At 67.7% G+C, this 18,278-nt stretch carries 15 protein-coding genes; 8 read left to right on the top strand and 7 right to left on the bottom strand.

The genetic code is table 11. The annotated features are described in order from the left end of the window. The first annotated feature begins 159 nt into the window (after positions 1–159). Positions 160–1,218: a hypothetical protein gene (locus tag TEF_05150; protein ID ANK80244.1), complete on the top strand. Its 1,059-nt coding sequence runs from the start codon at positions 160–162 to the stop codon at positions 1,216–1,218. Here TEF_05150 and TEF_05145 read toward each other — a convergent pair. Next, complete coding sequence (locus TEF_05145) at positions 1,215–2,330, bottom strand: hypothetical protein (GenBank protein ID ANK80243.1); 1,116 nt, start codon at positions 2,328–2,330, stop codon at positions 1,215–1,217. The genes TEF_05150 and TEF_05145 overlap by 4 nt on opposite strands. A gap of 141 nt (positions 2,331–2,471) precedes the next feature. Next, positions 2,472–5,924, bottom strand: coding sequence for a pyruvate carboxylase (locus TEF_05140; protein ANK80242.1), 3,453 nt, complete (start codon positions 5,922–5,924; stop codon positions 2,472–2,474). 167 nt (positions 5,925–6,091) lie between these two features. On the opposite strand from TEF_05140, the gene TEF_05135 reads away from it, so the two are divergent. The 7 genes from TEF_05135 (at position 6,092) to TEF_05105 (ending at position 13,545) form a co-directional block, all read left to right on the top strand. Continuing rightward, complete coding sequence (locus tag TEF_05135) at positions 6,092–7,093, top strand: hypothetical protein (GenBank protein ID ANK80241.1); 1,002 nt, start codon at positions 6,092–6,094, stop codon at positions 7,091–7,093. A 49-nt stretch (positions 7,094–7,142) separates the two neighbouring features. Next, on the top strand, positions 7,143–8,816 hold the full coding sequence (locus TEF_05130) for a choline dehydrogenase (GenBank protein ANK80240.1): 1,674 nt from the start codon (positions 7,143–7,145) through the stop codon (positions 8,814–8,816). 109 nt (positions 8,817–8,925) lie between these two features. Beyond that, positions 8,926–9,948, top strand: coding sequence for a hypothetical protein (locus tag TEF_05125; protein ID ANK83289.1), 1,023 nt, complete (start codon positions 8,926–8,928; stop codon positions 9,946–9,948). Further along, the gene (locus tag TEF_05120; protein ANK80239.1) at positions 9,941–11,323 is read left to right on the top strand and encodes a leucyl aminopeptidase; all 1,383 of its coding nucleotides are present in this window, start codon (positions 9,941–9,943) and stop codon (positions 11,321–11,323) included. Before TEF_05125 ends, TEF_05120 begins: the two co-directional genes overlap by 8 nt. After that, positions 11,320–12,171: a hypothetical protein gene (locus tag TEF_05115; GenBank protein ID ANK80238.1), complete on the top strand. Its 852-nt coding sequence runs from the start codon at positions 11,320–11,322 to the stop codon at positions 12,169–12,171. The genes TEF_05120 and TEF_05115 overlap by 4 nt, the downstream gene beginning before the upstream one ends. Positions 12,172–12,228: 57 nt before the next feature. Continuing rightward, complete coding sequence (locus TEF_05110) at positions 12,229–13,005, top strand: hypothetical protein (protein ID ANK80237.1); 777 nt, start codon at positions 12,229–12,231, stop codon at positions 13,003–13,005. 270 nt (positions 13,006–13,275) lie between these two features. After that, on the top strand, positions 13,276–13,545 hold the full coding sequence (locus TEF_05105; protein ID ANK80236.1) for a hypothetical protein: 270 nt from the start codon (positions 13,276–13,278) through the stop codon (positions 13,543–13,545). 164 nt (positions 13,546–13,709) lie between these two features. On the opposite strand, the gene TEF_05100 is transcribed toward TEF_05105, so the two are convergent. The 5 genes from TEF_05100 to TEF_05080 form a co-directional block, all read right to left on the bottom strand. After that, the gene (locus TEF_05100; GenBank protein ANK80235.1) at positions 13,710–14,888 is read right to left on the bottom strand and encodes a hypothetical protein; all 1,179 of its coding nucleotides are present in this window, start codon (positions 14,886–14,888) and stop codon (positions 13,710–13,712) included. A gap of 5 nt (positions 14,889–14,893) precedes the next feature. Beyond that, complete coding sequence (locus TEF_05095; protein ANK80234.1) at positions 14,894–15,754, bottom strand: hypothetical protein; 861 nt, start codon at positions 15,752–15,754, stop codon at positions 14,894–14,896. Positions 15,755–16,134: 380 nt separating this feature from the next. Beyond that, on the bottom strand, positions 16,135–17,337 hold the full coding sequence (locus TEF_05090) for an acyl-CoA dehydrogenase (protein ANK80233.1): 1,203 nt from the start codon (positions 17,335–17,337) through the stop codon (positions 16,135–16,137). Between the two features lie 26 nt (positions 17,338–17,363). Further along, the gene (locus tag TEF_05085; protein ANK80232.1) at positions 17,364–17,759 is read right to left on the bottom strand and encodes an enamine deaminase RidA; all 396 of its coding nucleotides are present in this window, start codon (positions 17,757–17,759) and stop codon (positions 17,364–17,366) included. A gap of 45 nt (positions 17,760–17,804) precedes the next feature. Further along, entirely contained in the window at positions 17,805–18,143 is a 339-nt protein-coding gene (locus TEF_05080; GenBank protein ANK80231.1) for a hypothetical protein, read from the bottom strand. Between the last annotated feature and the right edge of the window lie 135 nt (positions 18,144–18,278).

Below are 18,278 nucleotides of genomic sequence, written 5' to 3'. Positions count from 1 at the left end.
TGTTGGACTTGTTCCAAGTCTCGATAAGCCATGATGACCGAATTCGCCGGGCCGTCCCGTTCACGCTCGCGTGAGGCGGCCGGCCCGGCCGCCGCAGGCGCGCCTTGACGCCTCCTGCCCGCTCGGGTGTAACCGTCCGCGACGACGGGAGCATGACGCATGATCGACGACCGCGGCCGGACCGGCAACGATTACAGGATGCTGCTCGTCGTCGGCGTCAGCCTCGCCGTGGCGGGACTGCTGATCTACGCGCTGCCGGTGCTGTGCCTGATCTTCGCCGGGATCATCTTCGGCATCTTCCTGTCGGCGGCGGCGGACGTGCTGTCGCGGCGGCTGCGCCTACCGCGCGCGCCGGCCCTGCTGATCATCCTGATCGTGCTGCTGGCGGCGGGCATGGCGATGATCTTCGTCATCGGCCCGCATGTCGTCGAGCAGGCGGGCGAACTGGCCCGCCGCGTGCCCGAACTCTGGCGCGCCAGCGAGGCCGCGATCCGGCGCAGCGAGATCGGCGTGACGATCCTGGACCTGGTGCGGGAGGCGATGGGCGAGCCCGACGCCTTGCCCGACCTGTCGGCCATCATCACCGAGAGCACCCAGATGATCGGCCGGCTGACCGGCATCTTCTCCAGCGTCGTCGGCACGCTGTTCAGCGTGATCATCATGATCGCCATGGCCGCCTACATCGCCTTCGAGCCGAAGCTCTACCGCCAGGGCGTGCTGTTCGTGACCCCCGCCCGTCGCCGCGGCATGGTCAACCACATGATGGACCGGGTCGCCGTGGTCGTGGCCTGGTGGTTCGTCGGTCAGGGGCTTTCGATGCTGGTTCTGGGCAGCATCATGACGCTGGGCCTGTGGGTCATCGGCGTGCCCTTCGCGCTGCTGTTCGGCCTGTTCACGGCGCTGATGACCTTCATCCCGAATCTGGGCCCGGTGATCGCCGCCATCCCGGTGCTGCTCATGGCGCTGACCCAGAGCATCGAGCAGACCCTGCTGGCGCTGATCCTGATCGTGGTGCTGCAGAACGTGGAGGGCCTGCTGCTGACGCCCATGGTCCACCGCCGCATCATCGCCCTGCCGCCGGCGCTGGTGCTGGCGGCGCTGCTGGTCCTGGGCAGCCTGGTGGGCCTGATCGGCGCCCTGATCGCCATGCCGCTTGTGGCCACCATGATCGCGGCCTTCGAGGCGGCGAAGCGCTACGAAGAGGCGCCGCCGGCCTAACAGCCCGCAGCGTTCTCGCACCATTCGTAGGACCTGTCGCCCCGCGTGACGATGACGTATCGGTTCCGCGGATCGCCCTTCACGACCCCTTCACCGGCGATAACCCGGTAGCAGACGACATCGTCCAGCCCGACAAGGGATCGTGCCTGCGTGGGCTCCGGATCGGTCAGCAGCTGATCTCCGATCCGGAAATGAAGGCGCTTCGCGGGAGGATTGTTGTAGGTCGACAGGCATTCGCGACCGAAGTCGAAACGCCCCGAAATCTTGACTTTCAGACAACCCGACCGGGAAGGATCCAGGCCGAGACGAGACGCTGCGGCCTGACAATCCGAACCGGCCTCGGCCGGGTTCGACGGCCGCGGGGCCGAAACCTGAGCGCGGTTCGCGGCAACCGGTTTGGCGGCAACAGGGGCCGGCGCAGGCGCCCGCGCCTGCTGGTCAGGGGCCCGCGCCGCGGCGGGGTCGATCGTCACTCGCGCCTTCTCGGCAGCGAGACGAGCCAGTTCGTGGCGCCGACGTTCCTCGATTCGTTCCGGTCCTTCCTTGCAGTGCTCGCTATCGGCCATCTGCTGGAAGCAGTCCTCCTCCAGCTTCTTCAGCGCCTGATCCGCCTCCTGCTCGACGCGCTGCGACAACTTGGCGAAATGGGCGTCGACTTCGGCCTGGGAGCGGAACACCTCCGGCGTCAGCACCAGCGAGACGGATTCCGGATAGCGGTTATTCGCCCCGCTGGCCGCATCCACCAGGATGCCGATGCCCCCGCCCAGAATGATGTTGCCGAAGGTGGTGCCCGTGAACTTGGAACTCATCACCAGATTGCCCGGCAGATAGCCGTCCTTGAGGCATTCGACGTCGAGATCGTCATTGCTGCGATCCAGCAACAGGGAGCCCGGCGTCGGGTTGACCGCCCCGACCAGCTTACCGTCGTTCTTGAGCTCGCAGGCGGCGCCGGCGGGGTCGGTCGCCACGGTGACGTTCTGGGTCGTGCCCTCGACGACCGTCGCGCAGGCGGCGGAGAGGAGCAGCGCCGAGACGGCGCCGAGGCGCAGCACGCCGGCCACAAAGGGATTGCGCATCAGGACGCCCAGCGTCCTGGCGAGGGATATCAGCATGTCGGGGTCTCGCTGGAATCAGTGGGGAGGTACCGCGACAGTGTTTCCTGAACATCCGTTCACCGCAACCGCCGGTTCATGCTTTTCCACAGATTTCCCGCGGCGCGGCGTCCGGATACCACGCGGCGTCGGCTGGCCGGCTCAGGCGAACTCCACCAGCAGGTCCTTGGCATCGACCTGGGTACCGGCGCCGGCGTGGATGCTGGCCACCTCGCCGTCGCGTTCGGCGCGGATCGCGGTCTCCATCTTCATCGCCTCGATGGTCAGCAGCAGGTCGCCCGTCTGCACTTTCTGGCCCTTCTCCACCGCCACCGTCGCCACCATGCCAGGCATGGGCGCGGCGACGTGCTTCGCGTTGCCCGGCTCGGCCTTCGGCCGCTGCTCCACCGAGGCGGCGGCGCTGCGGTCGCGCACCTTGACCCGGCGCGGCTGGCCGTTCAGCTCGAAGAAGACGCGCACCACGCCCTCCTCGTCCGGCTCGCCCACGGCCTGACAGCGGATCACCAGCGCCTTGCCCTTCTCGATCTCCACCAGGACCTCGTCGCCCGGCTCCAGCCCGTAGAAGAAGACCGGCGTCGGCAGGCGGTCGACGGGCCCGAAATCGGCCTGGAACTTCGCGAAGTCCGTGAAGACCTTCGGATACATCAGATAGGACTGGAACTCCTCGTCGGTGATCTCCCGCTCCGCGGCCGCCTCGGCCTCCTTGCGCAGCGCGCCGAAATCGGCGGGCGGCACGCTGGCGCCCGGCCGCTCGGTCAGCGGTTTCGTCTCGCCCAGCACCTTCTTCTGCAACGCCGAGGGGAAGCCGTTCGGCGGCTGGCCCAGATCGCCGTGGAAGAAGGACACCACCGAATCGGGGAAGCTGAAGGGCTTGTCCGGGTCCTCGATGTCGGCGCGGGTCAGGCCGGCCGAGACCATGGCCAGCGCCATGTCGCCGACGACCTTGGAGGACGGCGTCACCTTCACGATATCGCCGAACATCTGGTTCACGTCGGCATAGGTCCGGGCCACGTCGTGCCAGCGCTCGGCCAGGCCCAGGCTGCGCGCCTGTTCGCGCAGATTGGTGAACTGCCCGCCGGGCATCTCGTGGAGATAGACCTCGGACGCGCCGAAGCGCAGGTCGCTCTCGAAGGCGCCGTAGCGGCGGCGCACGGCCTCCCAGTAGTCGGAGAACTGCCGGATGACCGCCGGCTCCAGCCCGGTCTCCCGCTCGCCGAAGCGCATCGCCTCGACGATGGAGCCGAGATTGGGCTGGCTGGTCAGGCCGGAAAAGCTGTCCATCGCCGCGTCCGCCGCGTCGACGCCGGCCTCGGCCGCCGCGATCACGCTGGAGGCGGAAATGCCGGAGGTGTCGTGGGTGTGGAAATGGACGGGCAGGCCCGTCTCCTCCTTCAGCGCCTTGACCAGCACCCGCGCCTGGGCCGGTTTCAGCAGTCCCGCCATGTCCTTGATGCCGAGGATGTTGGTGCCCGCGGCCTTCAGTTCGCGCGCCATGTCGACATAGTATTTCAGGTCGTAGCGCGGCCGTTCGGGATCGAAGATATCGCCCGTGTAGCAGACCACCGCCTCGCACAGCTTGCCCGACTCGCGCACCGCGTCGATGGCCACGCGCATGTTCTCCACCCAGTTCAGGCTGTCGAAGACGCGGAAGACGTCGACCCCGCTTTCGGCGGCCTGATGCACGAAGCCCTTCACGACATTGTCCGGGTAGACCGTGTAGCCGACACCATTGGCGCCGCGCAGCAGCATCTGGAACAGGATGTTCGGGATCCGCTCGCGCAGGTCCGACAGCCGTTCCCAGGGGCATTCCTTGAGGAAGCGCATGGAAACGTCGAAGGTCGCTCCGCCCCAGCACTCGATGGAGAACAGGCCGGCGAGATTGCGCGAATAGGCCTCGGCCACCTGCACCATGTCGAAGCTGCGCATGCGCGTCGCCAGCAGGGACTGGTGGGCGTCGCGCATGGTGGTGTCGGTCATCAGCAGCCGCTTCTGATCCAGCATCCAGTCGGCGAACTTCTCCGCCCCCAGTTCATCCAGCAGGTCGCGGGTGCCCTTCGGCGGCGCGTCATTGCGCGGCGCCGGCACCACGGGCCCGTGGCCCATGCTGGGCTTCACGCGGCCCTGGACCTCCGGATTGCCGTTGACCATGACGTCGCCGATGAAGTTCAGCAGTTTCGTCGCCCGGTCCTGGCGCACGGGGAAATCGAACAGCTCCGGCGTCTCGTCGATGAACTTCGTCGTGTACTCGTTGGCGACGAACTTCGGGTGGTTGATCAGGTTCTCGACGAAGATCAGGTTGGTGGCCACGCCGCGGATGCGGAACTCGCGCAGAGCCCGGTCCATCCGGCGGATCGCTTCCTGCGGCGTCGGCGCCCAGGCGGTGACCTTCTCCAGCAGGGAATCGTAGTAGCGGGTGATCACCGCGCCGGAATAGGCGGTGCCGCCGTCCAGGCGGATGCCGAAACCGGTCGCCCCGCGATAGGCCAGGATCCGGCCATAATCGGGGATGAAGTTGGCTTCCGGATCCTCGGTGGTGATGCGGCACTGCAGGGCGTGGCCGTTGAGGAATATCTTTTCCTGCGGGGGCACGCCGGTCTCCTCGACCTTGCCGACACGGCCACCCTCGGCGATGCGGATCTGCGCCTTGACGATGTCGATGCCGGTGACTTCCTCGGTCACCGTGTGCTCGACCTGAATGCGGGGATTGACCTCGATGAAGAAGAACTCGCCGGTGTCGTAGTCCATCAGGAACTCGGCCGTGCCAGCATTGACATAGGCGGCCGAGCGGGCCAGCCGCAGCGCGCTCTCGCACAGCTCCGTGCGCTGGGCGTCGCTGAGATAGGGCGCCGGCGCGCGTTCCACGACCTTCTGGTTGCGGCGCTGGACGGAGCAATCGCGCTCCCACAGGTGCACGACGTTGCCGTGATGGTCGCCCAGCAACTGCACCTCGACATGACGGGCGCGGCGGACCAGCTTCTCCAGATAGACCTCGTCATTGCCGAAGGCGTTGCCCGCCTCGCGCCGGCCCGCGGCGACCTCGTCCTTGAGTTCGGCGGCGCTCTCAATGACGCGCATGCCGCGGCCGCCGCCGCCCCATGACGCCTTCAGCATCAGCGGATAGCCCACCTCGCCGGCCATCCGGGCCACCTCGTCCAGATCCTCGGGCAGCGGGCCGGTCGCCGGCACCACGGGCGTGCCGGCCGCGATCGCGGCCTCGCGGGCGGCGACCTTGTTGCCGAGCGCGCGCATGATGGCCGGGGGCGGGCCGATGAAGGTCACGCCGGCGTCCGCGCAGGCCTGAGCGAAGTCCGGGTTCTCCGAGAGCAGGCCATAGCCCGGATGCACCGCGTCAGCGCCCGAAAGCTTCGCCACGCGGATCATCTCCTCGATCGAGAGATAGGCCTTGACCGGTCCCAGCCCCTGGCCGATCAGGTAGCTCTCGTCGGCCTTGAAGCGGTGCAGCGCCAGCTTGTCCTCGTCGGCGAACACCGCGACGGTGGCGATGCCCAGTTCATTGGCCGCGCGCATCACGCGGATGGCGATCTCGGATCGGTTGGCGACCAGGATCTTGTTGATCTTGCGGAACTCGGTCATCGCTGAACCCCCTCTGTCCCCCGCGCCCGGCGGGCATGTTCGGCGATCGCAGGGCGCTTGGCAAAGCGGAAGTTGCACCACCCTGAGGCGAAGGCGACGGCGGTCACGAAAGCCGCGGCCAGGCCCGGCCTTCATCGTTAACCACGATTTTACGAAGACGCGTCAGCATGGTGCGCAACCACGAAACTTCGGAAGGCCCCGTCATGACCGATCGCATCGACTTCTTCATCGCCGGCTCGGAGCGCAGCGGCACCACGGTGACCGGCGCACTGCTGGACAAGCAGCCCGAGGTCTGCGGCCTCCAGGGCACCACCGTCATGACGCGGCTGGAGCACCTCTACGGCCTGGTCTGCCGGGTAATCCGCCAGGGCGGCGAATTCGAGGGCGTCGATCCGGCCAACTGCGACTCGCTGCTGGAATTCGTCAAGCACCAGCCGGTGACGCCGTTCCTGCACACCTGCTACTACAACATCACCTTCTACGAGAACCTGATGAACTCGTCCCTGTCCGACGTGACCAAGGATGTCTTCGCCCATCAGGCCTATCTGAAGGGCTTCCGTTTCGACCGCTACATGGCCCGTTTCGACCCGGCCAATCCGAGCTGGGCGAACACGGTCGCGGCAATGTTCTCGGAATTCGTGGAATCCACCGGCGCCAGCGGCAGTATCTATGGCGAGCAGACCCCCGACAATGCGCTGCACCTGAAGGTCATCCAGCGCATGTACCCGGATGTGAAGTTCATCTTCATGGTCCGCCATCCGGTCACCGGCGTGGCCTCGCTCTGCGACCGCTACCGCCAGGTCTCGGATGCGGTCAACCAGTACCGCAAGCCGTTCGTCCATTTCCCTTTCAATGATCCCGAAATCGTCGGCCGGACGCTGTTCGTGAAGTTCGAGGACATCCTCAACCATCGCGAGGTCACCCTGCAGTCCATGGGCGACCATCTTGGCTTCACGCCCACCGAGATCGAGGGCGAGCACAGCTCCAAGGTGTTCAGCCAGTATGTCGGCAAGTCCCTGGAATGGGACCGCTATTTCCGTTCGGCCGTGAAGTACGACGAGGTCGAGCGCACGGCGATCTACGAAAAGAACAAGGACATTGCGGACCTGTTCTATTCGGCTGACGAAACCGCCGCGATCATCGGCTACCAGGCCGAGGCCGCGGCCTGAAACCACGGCACTGCTTGGCAAGCAAGGCGCCGGCCGCTAAGCACGCCGCATGACGGACGATGCGGCGGTCCTGGCGGAAGCGGATTATGTCATCGTCGGCTCCGGCAGCGCCGGGTCGGCGCTGGCCGCGCGCCTGAGCGAGTCGGGCAAGCATTCGGTCATCGTGCTGGAACACGGCGGCACGGACGCCGGTCCTTTCATCCAGATGCCGGCGGCCCTTTCCTACCCCATGAACATGGCCCGCTACGACTGGGGCTATCAGACCGAGCCGGAGCCCCATCTGGGCGGACGGCGGCTGGCCTGTCCACGCGGCAAGGTGATCGGCGGCTCGTCCTCGATCAACGGCATGGTCTATGTCCGCGGCCACGCCCGGGACTACGAAGGCTGGGCGCAGGCCGGCGCACGCGGCTGGGCCTGGCGCGACGTCGCCCCCTATTTCCGCCGCATGGAATCGAGCCATGGCGGCGAGGCAGGCTGGCGCGGCGAGGACGGGCCGCTGCATGTCAGCCGCGGGCCGATGGCCAACCCGCTCTACCGCGCCTTCATCGAGGCAGGCGCGCAAGCGGGCTACGAGACCACCGACGACTACAACGGCCGCAAGCAGGAAGGCTTCGGGCCGATGGAGATGACCGTCTGGCGCGGCCGGCGCTGGTCGGCGGCGAACGCCTATCTGAAGCCGGCGCTGAAACGGCCGAACCTGCGTCTGATCCGCTGCCTTGCCGAGCGCATTGCGTTCGAGGGACGCAGGGCGGTCGGCGTCCGGATCCGTGAGGGGGGACGGCCGCGGACCGTACGCGCGCGCCGCGAGGTGATCCTCGCCGCCTCCTCGATCAACTCGCCGAAGCTGCTGATGCTCTCCGGCATCGGCCCGGCGGCGCACCTGCAGGAGCATGGCATCGAAGTGCTGGCGGACCGGCCGGGCGTGGGCGGCAACCTGCAGGACCATCTGGAGATCTACATCCAGAAGATCTGCAAGGAACCGGTCTCCCTCTATTCCAGCCTGAACCTCGCCGCCAAGGCCTGGATCGGCGCACGCTGGCTGTTCACGAAGACCGGTCTCGGCGCCACCAACCATTTCGAGGCGGCGGCCTTCATCCGCTCCCGCGCCGGGATCGAGTACCCCGACATCCAGTATCATTTCCTTCCCGTGGCCATCCGCTATGACGGGAAGGCGCCGGCGAAGGCTCACGGTTTCCAGGTCCATGTCGGCCCCATGCGCTCGCTATCGCGTGGCCGCGTGCGGCTCGCTGCGTCCGACCCGGCGGCGGCGCCGTCGATCCTGTTCAACTACATGTCGAACGAGAAGGACTGGGCCGACTTCCGCACCTGTATCCGCCTCAGCCGCGAGATCTTCGCCCAGCCCGCCTTCGAACGCTTTGCCGGTCCGGAGATCGCGCCGGGCGACGAGGTCACCTCCGACGAAGCCCTCGACGACTTCATCCGGGACGCGGTGGAGAGCGCCTACCACCCCTGCGGCACCTGCCGCATGGGCGACCCCGACGACGCGGAAGCGGTGGTCGACCCGGAGGGCCGTGTCATCGGCGCGGACGGCCTGCGCGTCGCCGACAGCTCCGTCTTCCCGCGGATCACCAACGGCAATCTCAACGGGCCGTCGATCATGGTGGGGGAGAAGATGGCCGATCACATCCTGGGCCGCGATCTCCTGTCGCCCGACGACCGGGAGCCGTGGCTGCACCCGGACTGGGAAACGCGCCAGCGCTGAGGCGCCGGATCCGGGCTATCCGTTCACGGAAAATTTGCCCTCCACGGCGTTTAATGCGGTCGGATTACCTTGCTGCAGCGTGGAAGAAGGGTATAACGGCGCCATGGGCATGACGAAGGCCAGAGACGCGCTCATCGCGGTCCTCTGCGGACTGGCTGTCCTCCTGCCCGGTTCCGCCGGCCTGGCCGGCGAGCACGATTACCCCCGCTTCTTCACCATCGGCACCGGTTCCTCGGCCGGCACCTACTTTCCGATCGGTTCCCTGATCGCCTCAGCGATTTCGCGTCCGGGGGGAAGCTCGCCCTGCGGCCAGGGCGGCGCCTGTGGCGTCGACAATCTCATCGCGACGGCGATCACCACGCTCGGTTCGTTCGAGAACCTGGAGGGGATCGCCACCCGGAAACTGGATTCGGGCCTGGCGCAGGCCGATGTGGTCGCCTGGGCCTTCGAGGGTGCGGAAATCTTCACAGGCCAAGGCGTCTTCCCCGATCTCAGGGCCATCGCCAATCTCTATCCCGAGCATGTGCATCTGGTGGCGCGGAAGGACCTCGGCATCGAATCCATTTCCGATCTCAAGGGCCGCAAGGTGGCGATCGACCGCGACGGTTCCGGCACCCGCATCAATGCGCTGCTGATCCTCGCGGCCTTCGGCGTCGAACACGACGATATCGAGGCGGTGAGCGCCGGCCCGGAACTGTCCATCACCAGCCTGCTGGAGGAACGCATCGACGCCGCCTTCTTCGTGGTCGGCTATCCCTCGGCGGCGGTTTCGGAACTCCTCGACACGGGCCGGTTCGAACTCGTGGCGATCGACGGCGCCGCCGCCGGACAGCTTCTCTTCACCAACCGCTACTACACGGCGAGTTCCATTCCCGCCGGCGCCTATGGCGGCAATCCGGTCACGCCGACGCTCTCGGTCGGCGCGCAATGGATCACCCACGCCGATATTTCCGACGACCTGATCTACAACATCACTGCCGCACTCTGGAACGAGGAAAACCGCGGCCTGCTGGACACGGGGCATCTCAAGGGTGAACAGATCAGACTGGAAACCGCGCTCGAGGGCCTTACCATCCCCCTCCATCCAGGCGCCCGGCGCTACTACGTGGAAATGGGTCTGATCGGTGAGTGATTTCGGTTTCGTCGAGCAGGCCGCGGAAGCGCGGCCATTGCACCTGGTCCCGGCCTCGGCGGTCAGGGACTGGATGGCACGCCAACCCAATCCGGTGCGGAACTGGCTGTCGGGCCGGGAAGACCGGCTGAAGGCGGGCGTGCTGGAGCGCCTGCCGGGCCCGGACGGCGCTCAGGCCGGGGCGCTGGCGGTCACCGCCGACGAACCCGGCATGTGGGCGATCGGCGATCTGGGCAAGCGGCTCGGCGGCGGCGACTGGACGCTGGACCTCTCCACGCTTCCGAACGCCGAACCCGACGGTCTCTGTCTCGGTTGGGCGTTGGGCACTTACGAGTTCGACCGCTACAGGAAGCCGAAGGACGAGGGCCGCGCCCGGCTGATCTGGCCGGAGGGCGCCAACCGCGAGGCGGTGCTCGCCATGGCGGAGGGCGTCTGCCTGGCGCGCGATCTGATCAACACGCCGGCCGAGCACATGGGACCGAGCGAACTGGAATCGGCGGCGCGGAACCTGACCGACCGCTTCGGCGGGGCCACGGCGGTCGTCGCCGGCGACGATCTGCTGGCGCAGAACTTCCCCATGATCCACGCAGTGGGACGCGCGGCCGATGACGCCCCCCGGCTGATCGATCTGACCTTCGGCGACGAGAGCCATCCAAGGCTCACGCTGGTCGGCAAGGGCGTCTGTTTCGACACCGGCGGGCTGGACCTGAAACCGGCCAGCGGCATGGAACTGATGCGCAAGGACATGGGCGGCGCGGCCACCGTTCTGGGCCTGTCGCACGTCATCCTGTCGGCCAAGCTGCCCGTGCGCCTGCGGGTGCTGATCTCGGCGGTCGAGAATGCGGTCGCCGGCAACGCCTACCGTCCCGGCGATATCCTGCAGAGCCGGAAGGGCCTGACGGTGGAGATCGGCAACACCGACGCCGAGGGCCGCCTGGTGATGGCCGACGCCCTGGCGCTGGCCTGCGAGGAAAGCCCCGACCTGCTGATCGACATGGCGACGCTGACCGGCGCGGCCCGGGTTGCCGTGGGCACGGAGATCGCCGCCTTCTTCGCCCGTGACGACGCCCTCGCCGATGCGGTCACGGCCGCCAGCCGCGCCGTGGCCGAACCGGTCTGGCGGCTGCCGCTGCACGATGACTACCGCCACATGCTGGACACCCCCTTCGCCGACATCAACAACGCCGGCTCGGGCCGTTTCGCCGGCGCGACCACGGCGGCGCTGTTCCTGAAGGAGTTCGTGGCCGATCCGGACCGCTGGCTGCATTTCGACATCATGGCCTGGAACAGCCGCAACCGCCCCGGCCGCCCGCGCGGCGGCGAGGCCATGGGGCTGAGGGCGCTTTTCCACCTGATCCGGAACCGCTACGCATGAGACGGAGCGGGTCGGCGCTGCTGGCCGCCGCCCTGCTCTGTATTTCCACAACCACAGCGTCGGCCGGGGACCGGCCGCCGGGCGCGCTGCCGGATGCGGTCGTCGCCACGGGCGAAGGCCCCGTCCGGCGCGCCTGGCTGGCCGAACCCACGGAACGCTACCCTCACGGCGTGCTGGGCGACGCGATCGAAGCCGGCGCGCTGATGGCCGAACTGGCCGGCGGCCGCATATTGGGGATCCGCCTTTCCGACGAGACGGTCTTCGAGGACCGGCATGTCCGCCTGGCCGACTTCAATGGCGACGGCGTCGACGAGATGGTGGTCGTCGAGAGTCACCTGGAGCATGGAGCAGCGCTCGCCATCTACGGTATCCGGGAGGGCCGGATCCAGCTCGTCCTCCGCGACGCGTGGATCGGGCAGGCCAACCGCTGGCTCAATCCAGCCGGCATCGCCGACTTCGACGGGGACGGCCGGCTGGAGATCGCGATCGTGGTGACACCCCATATCGGCGGCACGCTGAAGCTGCTCCGGCCCGGCGTGAAGGGCTTCGAGACGGTCGCCAGCCTGCCGGGCTATTCCAATCACGCCATCGGCTCCCGCGAACAGGGCCTCAGCTTCGTCGCCGATGTCGACGGCGATGGCGTGGCCGACCTGATCCTGCCGAAGAACGGCCGGCGGTCTCTGCAGGCCCTCCGCTTCGCAGGCGGCCCGCCTGCGGTGCTGGACAGCGAGACGCTGCCGGCGGCGCTGACCGGGGCATTGAGCGCCGCCACCGGCCCGGATGGCGCATTGGTGGTCCGCGCACCCGTCGAAGGCGGCACAGTGGTCGAATGGCGTCCCGCCCCCTAGATTGAATGCATGAGAGCGGTCTGGGAATGGTCCCTGTCCCGCCTGCCCCTGGCGGGAATGGGCGGCGTCTGGGTGATCGCCGCCAGCGCCACCTTCGGCGTCTGGGGCGGCGTCGCCGTCGCCATGGCTGTGGCGCTGGCCATCGTGGCGCTGCCGCATCTGCCCGAGACCATGGAACTGCGCATCGCCCACGCCCGGCCGCTGCAACGGCGCATGTCGGAGCGGTTCCGGACGCGCCTGGCCGAGATATCCGGGGCAGCGGGACTCGCGCAATCGCCGGAGATCAGGGTCATCGACGGCGCCCCCAATGCGTTTTCCATCGGCGACAGACGCCACTGCGTGATCCTGATTTCGCGCAGTCTTCTGGAGCTGTTGTCGGAGCGGCATCTGATCGCGGTGATCGCTCACGAGGTCGCCCATGTCGCCGCCGGGGACGTGCGTCTGATCCGCTTCGGCGAGGCCATGAGCCGGGTGACCTTCGCCGCCGCCGTGCTCGGCCTGCTGACGGGCGCGGTCACCTACATGGTCACAGGCGAACAGATGGCGCCCGACTGGGTGTACTGGTTCCTGGCCTTGGCGCCGGCGGCGACATCCCTGCTTCAGACCGCGCTTTCTCGCCGCCGCGAGTACGCCGCCGACGCCCGCTCGGTCCGGCTGACCGGCGATCCGGGCGCGCTCAGCCAGGCGCTGGCGCGTATCCAGTTCGCGAACGGCATACATCTGAAGGACACCATCGAGGAGTTCGCCGGCGTCAGGGGCCGGTCCTGGATGCGCACCCATCCGCCGGTTCCGGACCGGATCGACAGGCTGCAACGGATGGCGGGCCGCAACTGACCGCCGGCCAGTGAAGAATTTCTCGGGCCGGACCGGTCGACAGATCCCCATCACGGGTAGTATCATGCCATTCGGCAACGCAGGGTCGCTGAAACATCGGCGCCGATAGTGCTTTGCAGTAGTAGCGTAAGAACAAGAACAAAGGACGCAGAGTTCGTGTCGCGTCGAAGGAAAGATCCCCTGGCCATTGCGCCCGGCCGTACGCCGGAGCGCGGCTCGCATGCCAAATTCAACGAGAACGCACCGCTCACCCATACGGAAGAGCATGCGTTGGCGCTTCTGTTCAGAGCCGTCGAACTCACCATGCCCGATTCATCGGTGTCACGCCTTCGGGCGCGGCGCTTCGAACTGCCGGACGGCCGGGGCGGCTCCGCCCTCGGCGACCTCGTGCAGACAAATATCGAACGGGATCAGAACCGCGTCCGCTGCGTGTTCGCCATGCTCGATGGGCGGGCGATGGAGTTCACCTTGCAGCTCAGCAGCGACGAGTTCGCCTTCATTCAGGCCCGGCCGGGGAGGTTCTCGACCGCAAAGCATTGAACCAGGGAATACGCCATTCCGGGGGCGCACCCGACCGCGCGAAGCGTCATGCGGCCGGGACCGCCTCCGGAACAAGCCGGGGCGCACGCCACAGAAAACAACCCGCAGGGTCGCATCAAGAAGCGGGGATTGTGACGTGGGCCCCGGCATCGGGGGCGCCCCGGTCAGGGCCGCCAGGGCGAACGGCCGTCCTTCAGCGCCGAGCGGATCAGTTTCCCATGCTCGTCGGTCGCCGGCGCCCTTCCGACGGAACGTTTCGCTTCTCCCTCCAGCCAGAGCGGGCTGTCGATGACCTCCGCCATCAACGCCCCGTCAGCCGTTCGGCGCACCGCCGCCGAGGGCCGGGCCTGTGCGTCGGCCACCGCGTCCTGCGGCGAGTAGACCGGCCCGACGGACAGGCGCTCAGCCTCGAAGCGGACGCGCCAGTCGGGCCAGTCGCGCTCCAGGAAGATGTCGTCCAGCAGCGTCGTCAGCGCCGCCGCGTTCTCGCGCCGCCCCTCGATGGCGGAAAATCGCGGATCGTCCGCAAGTCCCGGATGCTCGATCACACGGAGCAGGCGCTGCCAGTCCCGCTCCGGCTCCAGCGCGCTGACGATGAACCACTTGCCGTCGCGGGCGCGGTAGGTGTTCACCAGCGCCGAGAAGGGGGCATGGCGCGGCCGGCGCCGCGGAATGTCGCCGCCCGCCAGTGCTGCCTGCGCCAGGCAGGCGTTCGACCACAGGCCGTTGGCGATCAGCGAGGACTGCACCTCGCGGCCCCGGCCGGTCTCTCGTCTCTCGTACAGCGCCAGCATGATCGCGCCGAACAGGGCGACGCCGGTCGGATGATCCCCCTGCCCCGCGACCGAGGGCGCGGGCGGTCCGTCCATGTCCGGGCGGACCTGGTCCATCAGCCCCGAACGCGCCCAGTAGGTGGAGAGATCGAAGCCCGGGCTGTCGGCCTCCGGCCCCGTCTCCCCGAAACCGGTCAGCGAGGCGTAGATCAGGCCCGGATTGAGCCCGCGCAGGTCGCCCCAGGCGATGCCGAGCTTCCGCCGCACCGGCAGGGGATGGTTGACCACCAGAACGTCGGCCTGGGCGGCGAGGTCGAGGAAGACCTGCCGGTCGGTCTCGTCGCGCAGATCGAGCGCCAGCCCCAGCTTGTTGCGGTTGTCGAGCTGCCAGTGATAGTCGACGTCCGCCGTCGGGAAGCCCGGCAGCCCCAGCAGACGGCGGTAGCCGTCACCGCCCGGCGGCTCCACCTTGATGACGTCGGCCCCGAAATCGCCCAGCAGCGTCGCGGCAGACGGCCCGGCGATGAAGCTCGCCGCGTCGATGACCTTCAGCCCGTCGAGTATGCCCATGCGCGTCAGCCGGCCTCGTCCAGCCAGGCGTTGAAGCGCGCCTTGCGCCGTTCCATGAACGCGGCCTTGCCCTCCGCCGCGTCCGGATGGTGATCGGTGACCGCCGTCTTGCCGGCGATATCGTCCAGCGTCTGCAGCCAGCTCATTTCGGCGGCGTTGTAGACCGAGCGCTTCAGCAGGCGCATGGCGACCTGCGGGCCCTCCGCCATCTCGACGGCCAGTTCCTCGGCGGCGGCCAGCAGCCTGTCGCCGGGCACGACCTCGTTGATCAGACCCAGTTCCAGAGCCTCGGCGGCGGACACGATCTTCTTCCTCATCAGGAAATCCATGGTCTTCGCCAGGCCCATGTGCTGGACCAGCAAATAGGGCCCGCCCTCGTCGGGCAGCAGCGCGAAGCGCAGCGTGCCGGAGCCCAGCCGCGCCTCCTCTGCGGCGATGCGGAAGTCGCAGCAGAGCGCCAGCGAGAAGCCCGTCTGGATGGCGACGCCGTTGATCGCGGCGATGGTGATCTTGTCCATCTCCCGGATGACCGTGTTGAGCTGCTGGGAGATCGTGCGCAGCGCCGAATAGGTGCCGATGCCGGTGTCATGACCGCCGGGGATCAGCCGCACCTGGCCGTCGTCCGTCTCCCGGTCGAGAGCGGCATAGCCCTTCAGATTGTCGCCTGCTGAAAAGCTGTCGCCGGAGCCGGTGAAGACGACGACGCGGACGGCATTGTCCATCTGCGCCTCGGTCAGGGTCTCGATCAGCTCCCGCTTCATCACCGAGGTGGTGCCGTTCTTCTGTTCCGGCCGGTTGAAGCGGATCCAGAGCACGCCCGGCTCGGTGATCCAGGTCTCGTAGCCCTTGAAGTTGCCGGTTCTCATTCAATCGCCCTCCCCTGTTCGACGCGCGCTGCGGCGCATTGCGGGGGAGCATAGACGGGAAAGGCGGGGGTCCGGAACAGCGTGCGACGCATGGCCCGGAAACCGCGCTGCGCGGGATGGATCGGCTGGGCCAGTGCACCTCGCGTCCTGGGACCGGCGGAGCCGGGGCCCGGGACCCACGCCGGGGCTTTTCCGTGGAATTGGCGTTCGGCGGATGCACTCAGGCATGGGTCCCGAGCCGAACCTGCGGTTCGCTCAGGACTCGGCGCTGTAATCGAAGGGCGCGAGCTGACCCGCGCAGCGCGGCTGTGACATTCCGGATTTGCCTGCGACGGCGGGCTGGCCGGCCCAGCCATCCCCAGCCCGCCTGTTCCCCCTTGCTAGAAGAACGCCTGGATGCCGGTCTGGGCGCGGCCCAGGATCAGCGCGTGCACGTCGTGCGTGCCCTCATAGGTGTTCACGGTCTCCAGATTGATGGCGTGGCGCAGCACGTGATACTCCTCGTGGATGCCGTTGCCGCCGTGCATGTCGCGCGCCATGCGCGCGATATCGAGCGCCTTGCCGCAGGAATTGCGCTTGATGATGGAGATCGTCTCCGGCGGGCAGCGGCCTTCGTCCTTCATCCGGCCGGCGGCGAGACAAGCCTGCAGGCCGATGGAAATCTCCGTCTGCATGTCCGCCAGCTTCTTCTGGACCAGCTGGTTGGCCGCCAGCGGGCGGTCGAACTGCTTGCGGTCGAGCACGTATTCACGCGCCTGGTGCCAGCAGAACTCGGCGGCGCCGAGCGCGCCCCAGGCGATGCCGTAGCGGGCGTTGTTGAGGCAGCTGAACGGCCCGCGCAGGCCCTGCACATGGGGCAGCAGGTTCTCCTCGGGCACGAAGACGTTGTCCATGGCGATCTCGCCGGTAATCGAGGCGCGCAGCGACAGCTTGCCCTGGATCTTCGGCGCCGTGAGGCCCTCCATGCCCTTTTCGAGCACGAAGCCGCGGATCTTGTCGTCGTCGGTCTTGGCCCAGACCACGAAGACGTCGGCGATCGGCGCGTTGGAGATCCACATCTTCGAGCCGCTGACGCGGTAACCACCGTCCACGGACTTCGCCCGGGTCTTCATGCCGCCGGGATCGGAGCCGTGATCGGGCTCGGTCAGGCCGAAACAGCCGACCCACTCGCCGGTGGCCAGCTTCGGCAGGTACTTCTCGCGCTGGGCCTCCGTGCCGAAGGCGTGGATCGGATGCATCACCAGCGAGGACTGCACGCTCATCATGGAGCGGTAGCCGGAATCGACCGCCTCAATCTCACGCGCGATCAGGCCGTAGGTGGTGTAGTTGGTGCCGGCGCAGCCATAGCCGTCGATGGTGGAGCCGAGCAGGCCCAGTTCGCCCATCTCGTTGAAGATGGCGCGGTCGGTCTTCTCCTCGCGGAAGGCCTCTATGACCCGGGGCAGCAGCTTTTCGCGGGCGTATTTCCGCGCCATGTCGCGGACCATCACCTCGTCTTCGGTGAGCTGGCCGTCCAGGTCGAAGGGATCCTCCCAGTTGAAGCTCGCATCGGGCTTCCGGGTCGGCGTGGTGTCCGCGTTCATGTCATTCACTCCCGTCCGGGCCGTCCTCAGTCGGGGACGACCGCCGTTGTCTCGATCTCGATCTTCGCGCGGTCCTCGACCAGCGCCGTGACTTCCACCACCGCCATGGCGGGGAAATTGCGGCCGAAGACGTCACGGAAAGCCCGGCCGACCTCCCGGGCATTGTCGAGATACTCGCGCTTGTCGGTGACGTACCAGGTCTGCCGCGCCATGTGCTCGGGCGACGCGCCGCCTTCGCTGAGCACGGCCAGAGTGTTCTCGAAGGCCTGACGGGCCTGGCCGGCGAAGTCGTCGGTCTCGAAGACGCCGTCGGGCGTCCAGCCGATCTGGCCGGCGACGAAGACCATCGTCCCGCGCGCGGCCACGCCATTGGCGTAACCCTTCGGCCGGGGCCATCCCGGCGGCTGCAGCAACCTGTTCATGGGCTGGTTTTAGCCTCTGCCGCCCGGGGCGGCAAACGGCTTCGCTCAGGCGGAGCGCTGGGCCAGTTCGGAAAGCGTCAGCGCCAGGCGTTCGCCCTCATGGGCGTCGACGAACTGCAGGCCCGTGCCCTGCTTGCGGTGACCGGCAACCCGGGCCATGACGCCGTGGGCGACATCACCGATGTCGAGCGCCAGTTCGCCGCCGGGCGCCACGTGCTCCTGCGCCGGCGCGATCAGCATGCCGCCCGTCGAGATGTTGATCGCCATCGCTTCCGTGACACGGCCTTCCCGGTCCCGGACTTTCACCGGCATCCGGACGGGGAAGCGGGGTGCGGCGCGCCGCTCGCTGAAGCGCAGGACGCCCTGCGCGCTCATCTGGTTCATGTCGGGTGAAGCCTTCGCATTCGACCGTGGCAATCTATTACCTACGGTAGCTTGGGCAGGGTTAACGAACTCTCAACGCTCGGCGGAGCCCCGCCGCAGTTGTGACGGCAGCCACACGGCGCCCGATCGCGTCGG

The organism is Rhizobiales bacterium NRL2 (genome assembly GCA_001664005.1).
GTDB lineage: Bacteria > Pseudomonadota > Alphaproteobacteria > Minwuiales > Minwuiaceae > Minwuia.
This window is presented reverse-complemented; position numbering and strand designations above follow the sequence as displayed.

Coding starts and splice junctions, on each gene's coding strand:
- TEF_05150 (ANK80244.1), top strand. CDS start 160: ATGATCGACGACCGCGGCCGGACCGGCAACGATTACAGGATGCTGCTC.
- TEF_05145 (ANK80243.1), bottom strand. CDS start 2,330: ATGCTGATATCCCTCGCCAGGACGCTGGGCGTCCTGATGCGCAATCCC.
- TEF_05140 (ANK80242.1), bottom strand. CDS start 5,924: ATGACCGAGTTCCGCAAGATCAACAAGATCCTGGTCGCCAACCGATCC.
- TEF_05135 (ANK80241.1), top strand. CDS start 6,092: ATGGTGCGCAACCACGAAACTTCGGAAGGCCCCGTCATGACCGATCGC.
- TEF_05130 (ANK80240.1), top strand. CDS start 7,143: ATGACGGACGATGCGGCGGTCCTGGCGGAAGCGGATTATGTCATCGTC.
- TEF_05125 (ANK83289.1), top strand. CDS start 8,926: ATGACGAAGGCCAGAGACGCGCTCATCGCGGTCCTCTGCGGACTGGCT.
- TEF_05115 (ANK80238.1), top strand. CDS start 11,320: ATGAGACGGAGCGGGTCGGCGCTGCTGGCCGCCGCCCTGCTCTGTATT.
- TEF_05110 (ANK80237.1), top strand. CDS start 12,229: ATGGGCGGCGTCTGGGTGATCGCCGCCAGCGCCACCTTCGGCGTCTGG.
- TEF_05100 (ANK80235.1), bottom strand. CDS start 14,888: ATGGGCATACTCGACGGGCTGAAGGTCATCGACGCGGCGAGCTTCATC.
- TEF_05095 (ANK80234.1), bottom strand. CDS start 15,754: ATGAGAACCGGCAACTTCAAGGGCTACGAGACCTGGATCACCGAGCCG.
- TEF_05090 (ANK80233.1), bottom strand. CDS start 17,337: ATGAACGCGGACACCACGCCGACCCGGAAGCCCGATGCGAGCTTCAAC.
- TEF_05085 (ANK80232.1), bottom strand. CDS start 17,759: ATGAACAGGTTGCTGCAGCCGCCGGGATGGCCCCGGCCGAAGGGTTAC.
- TEF_05080 (ANK80231.1), bottom strand. CDS start 18,143: ATGAACCAGATGAGCGCGCAGGGCGTCCTGCGCTTCAGCGAGCGGCGC.